Below are 5,101 nucleotides of genomic sequence, written 5' to 3' on the forward strand. Positions count from 1 at the left end.
TATTATATACAAGCGCTAAGGGAAACCGAGTGCAGAAAATGGTCTTTGAAAACTAAACAGGAAACGTCAATTTCAAAAAGAAATACGGATAAATAAATAAACAAAACTCGTCAGAGTTAAAAAGAGAAAGAATCAAATGGAGAGTTTGATCCTGGCTCAGGATGAACGCTGGCGGCGTGCCTAATACATGCAAGTCGAACGAAGTGAAGAGGAGCTTGCTCCTTGGAACTTAGTGGCGAACGGGTGAGTAATACATAAGCAACCTGCCTCGATGCCTGGGATAACAGAGGGAAACTTCTGCTAATACCGGATACGTTAATCTAAGACATCTTAGATTAATTAAAGATGGGATACATCACAACGAGATGGGCTTATGGCGCATTAGTTAGTTGGTAAGGTAACGGCTTACCAAGACGATGATGCGTAGCCGACCTGAGAGGGTGACCGGCCACACTGGGACTGAGACACGGCCCAGACTCCTACGGGAGGCAGCAGTAGGGAATTTTCGGCAATGGGGGAAACCCTGACCGAGCAACGCCGCGTGAGTGAAGACGGCCTTCGGGTTGTAAAGCTCTGTTGTAAGGGAAGAACGATAGGAAGAGGGAATGCTTCTTATATGACGGTACCTTACCAGAAAGCCACGGCTAACTACGTGCCAGCAGCCGCGGTAATACGTAGGTGGCAAGCGTTATCCGGAATTATTGGGCGTAAAGGGAGCGCAGGCGGTTTATCAAGTTTATGGTTAAAGTTCGGGGCTTAACCCCGTGATGCCATAGAAACTGGTAGACTAGAGTGCAGGAGAGGTTAGTGGAATTCCATGTGTAGCGGTAAAATGCGTAGATATATGGAGGAACACCAGTGGCGAAGGCGGCTAACTGGCCTGTAACTGACGCTGAGGCTCGAAAGCGTGGGGAGCAAATAGGATTAGATACCCTAGTAGTCCACGCCGTAAACGATGGATACTAAGTGTTGGAGAAATTCAGTGCTGTAGTTAACGCAATAAGTATCCCGCCTGGGGAGTATGCGCGCAAGCGTAAAACTCAAAGGAATTGACGGGGGCCCGCACAAGCGGTGGAGTATGTGGTTTAATTCGAAGCAACGCGAAGAACCTTACCAGGTCTTGACATACCGCGCAAAAGCACAGAGATGTGTAATAGTTATGGCGGATACAGGTGGTGCATGGTTGTCGTCAGCTCGTGTCGTGAGATGTTGGGTTAAGTCCCGCAACGAGCGCAACCCTTGTCTTTAGTTACCAGCATTAAGTTGGGGACTCTAAAGAGACTGCCGGTGATAAACCGGAGGAAGGTGGGGATGACGTCAAATCATCATGCCCCTTATGATCTGGGCTACACACGTACTACAATGGCGTATACAGAGGGCAGCGAAGCAGCGATGCGGAGCGAATCTCAGAAAGTACGTCTCAGTTCGGATTGGAGTCTGCAACTCGACTCCATGAAGTCGGAATCGCTAGTAATCGCGGATCAGAATGCCGCGGTGAATACGTTCTCGGGCCTTGTACACACCGCCCGTCAAACCATGAGAGTTGGTAATACCCGAAGCCGGTGGCCTAACCTAGTTTACTAGGAGGGAGCCGTCGAAGGTAGGATCGATGATTGGGGTTAAGTCGTAACAAGGTATCCCTACCGGAAGGTGGGGATGGATCACCTCCTTTCTAAGGAGTAATTAGAAAGACGTGAAGTTGACACCTAAAGTTTCCTGTTTAGTTTTGAGAGTCCGTTGGAATCTCAAGAAAAATGATCTTTGAAAACTGAATAACAGAAAAGAAAAAGAGATAGACAAAGAAATAAATGTTATCAACATGATCTTTTCGAATAGTTGTATAAAACTAGATTTACATCAAGTTAAACAAAAACAGTAACTTAAGCAATTAAGTAAGCAATCAAAGCAAACACACAGCTTATCAAGCGATAAGCGTAAAAAAACCTGATTTTAAGAATTAGGGCGCGAAATTACATGTGATTAAATATGTAAGGGCGTACGGTGGATGCCTAGGCACTAAGAGCTGATGAAGGACGCGACTAACAGCGAAATGCCTCGGGGAGTGGTACGTACACAACGATCCGGGGGTATCCGAATGGGGAAACCCAATACTGGTTATGCAGTATTACACATAAATGAATACATAGTTTATGATGAGGCAACCTTGCGAACTGAAACATCTTAGTAGCAAGAGGAAAAGAAAACAAAAGTGATTCCCTGAGTAGTGGCGAGCGAAACGGGAAAAGCCCAAACCATCTTCGTGATGGGGTAGTAGGACCACAACGTGGGATATCGAAGCTAGTCGAATGGCATTGAAAGGCCAGTCAAAGAAGGTGCAAACCCTGTAGACGAAAGCGTAAGATACTCTAGTGGTATCCTGAGTACGGCGAGGCACGTGAAACCTTGTCGGAATCAACCGGGACCACCCGGTAAGGCTAAATACTCCTTAGTGACCGATAGTGAACCAGTACCGTGAGGGAAAGGTGAAAAGAACCGCGGAAGCGGAGTGAAATAGATCCTGAAACCGTATGCTTACAAGAAGTCAGAGCCCGTTAATGGGTGATGGCGTGCCTTTTGTAGAATGAACCGGCGAGTTACTCATAATGTGCGAGGTTAAGTTGAAGAGACGGAGCCGAAGCGAAAGCGAGTCTTAATAGGGCGATATAGTACATTGTGGTAGACCCGAAACTGAGTGATCTAGCCATGACCAGGTTGAAGTTTGGGTGAAACCAAATGGAGGACCGAACCGACCATCGTTGAAAAGCTGGCGGATGAGTTGTGGCTAGCGGAGAAATTCCAATCGAACTCAGATATAGCTGGTTCTCCCCGAAATAGCTTTAGGGCTAGCGTCAATGTAAGGCCACTGGAGGTAGAGCACTGAATGTATGATGGCCCCATCTCGGGGTACTGAATATAATCAAACTCCGAATGCCAGTGGATAGTAGTTGGCAGTCAGACTATGGGTGATAAGGTCCGTAGTCGAAAGGGAAACAGCCCAGACCATCAGTTAAGGTCCCAAAATTCATGCTAAGTGGAAAAGGATGTGGGGATGCACAGACAACTAGGAGGTTGGCTCAGAAGCAGCCATCCTTTAAAGAGTGCGTAACAGCTCACTAGTCGAGTGACCCTGCGCCGAAAATGTACCGGGGCTAAGTATGATACCGAAACTATGGATTTATTGTTTCAATAAATGGTAGGGGAGCGTTCTATACTGCGTTGAAGCTGTACCGTAAGGAGCAGTGGAGTGTATAGAAGTGAGAATGCCGGTGTGAGTAGCGAGATGTCAGTGAGAATCTGACACACCGATTGCCTAAGGTTTCCAGGGGAAGGCTCGTCCTCCCTGGGTAAGTCGGGACCTAAGATGAGGCTGAAAAGCGTAGTCGATGGACAACAGGTTGATATTCCTGTACCCGATACATAAGTGAAGGAATGACAGAGAAGGCTAGGTTAAGCCAGCGACTGGAAGTGCTGGTTTAAGCGAAGGAGCTGTATGGTAGGCAAATCCGCCATGCAAAGCAAAGGCGTTATGAGGAGTGAACCCGTGAGGAAGTAGCGAAGTAACTGATGCCAGCTCTCAAGAAAAGTTTCTAGCGTTAATTATGTATTGGCCCGTACCAAAACCGACACAGGTAGGCAAGGAGAGAATCCTAAGGTGAGCGAGAGAACTGTTGCCAAGGAACTCGGCAAAATGACCCCGTAACTTCGGGAGAAGGGGTGCTCGTAAGAGCCGCAGTGAAGAGGCCCAAGCGACTGTTTAACTAAAACACAGCTCTCTGCAAAGTCGCAAGACGAAGTATAGGGGGTGACACCTGCCCGGTGCTGGAAGGTTAAGGGAATATGTTAGAATTCGTTCGAAGCATTGAACTGAAGCCCCAGTGAACGGCGGCCGTAACTATAACGGTCCTAAGGTAGCGAAATTCCTTGTCGGGTAAGTTCCGACCCGCACGAAAGGTGTAACGATTTGGGCGCTGTCTCGGCAGCAGACTCGGTGAAATCTTAGTACCGGTAAAGATGCCGGTTACCCGCAACTAGACGGAAAGACCCCATGGAGCTTTACTGTAGCTTGATATTGAACTTTGAGCCTACATGTACAGGATAGGTGGGAGACTATGAAGCATGTACGCTAGTATATGTGGAGTCGCCATTGGGATACCACTCTTGTATGTTTGAAGTTCTAACCGCGTACCGTGATCCGGTACCGGGAGAGTGTCAGGTGGGCAGTTTGACTGGGGCGGTCGCCTCCTAAAGAGTAACGGAGGCGCCCAAAGGTACCCTCAGATTGGTTGGAAATCAATCGACGAGCGTAAAGGCAGAAGGGTGCTTGACTGCGAGACCTACAAGTCGAGCAGGGACGAAAGTCGGGCTTAGTGATCCGGCGGTTCCGCGTGGAAGGGCCGTCGCTTAACGGATAAAAGCTACCCTGGGGATAACAGGCTAATCTCGCCCAAGAGTTCACATCGACGGCGAGGTTTGGCACCTCGATGTCGGCTCATCGCATCCTGGAGCTGAATTAGGTTCCAAGGGTTGGGCTGTCCGCCCATTAAAGCGGTACGCGAGCTGGGTTCAGAACGTCGTGAGACAGTTCGGTCCCTATCTGTTGTGGGCGTAGGAAATTTGAGGAGCGCTGTCCCTAGTACGAGAGGACCGGGATGGACATACCGCTGGTGTACCAGTTGTTCTGCCAAGGGCATCGCTGGGTAGCTAAGTATGGACTGGATAAGCGCTGAAAGCATCTAAGCACGAAGCCAACTCCAAGATGAGATTTCCCATACGTAAGTAGTAAGACCCCTGAGAGACGATCAGGTTGATAGGTCAGAGGTGGAAGCATAGTGATATGTGGAGCTGACTGATACTAATAGGTCGAGGTTTTAATCACAAAAGATACAACGATTCGAAAAAGATCAAATTTCTGTTATTCAGTTTTGAGAGTTCATCTCTCTAAAGCACTAAGATCTGGTGGTTTTAGCGAAGTGGTCACACCTGTTCCCATCTCGAACACAGAAGTTAAGCACTTTAGCGGCGACAATATCTAGCCAAGCGCTAGTGAAGATAGTTCATCGCCAGGTAATTTGACACTCTATTTAGAGTGTCTTTTTTTTAT

At 48.0% G+C, this 5,101-nt stretch carries 3 rRNA genes; all 3 read left to right on the forward strand.

Annotation, left to right across the window (positions count from 1 at the left end):
• The first annotated feature begins 133 nt into the window (after positions 1–133).
• The 3 genes from EPJ90_RS08450 to rrf all read left to right on the forward strand — a co-directional run bounded on the left by EPJ90_RS08450 (position 134) and on the right by rrf (position 5,066).
• A 16S ribosomal RNA gene (locus tag EPJ90_RS08450) occupies positions 134–1,672 on the forward strand.
• 306 nt (positions 1,673–1,978) lie between these two features.
• A 23S ribosomal RNA gene (locus tag EPJ90_RS08455) occupies positions 1,979–4,876 on the forward strand.
• Between the two features lie 76 nt (positions 4,877–4,952).
• Positions 4,953–5,066: ribosomal RNA gene (rrf, locus tag EPJ90_RS08460) — 5S ribosomal RNA — on the forward strand.
• The 16S, 23S and 5S rRNA genes sit together here, the layout of an rRNA operon.
• The last annotated feature ends 35 nt before the right edge of the window (positions 5,067–5,101 follow it).

The organism is Erysipelothrix sp. strain 2 (EsS2-7-Brazil), from assembly GCF_016617655.1.
GTDB lineage: Bacteria > Bacillota_I > Bacilli_A > Erysipelotrichales > Erysipelotrichaceae > Erysipelothrix > Erysipelothrix piscisicarius.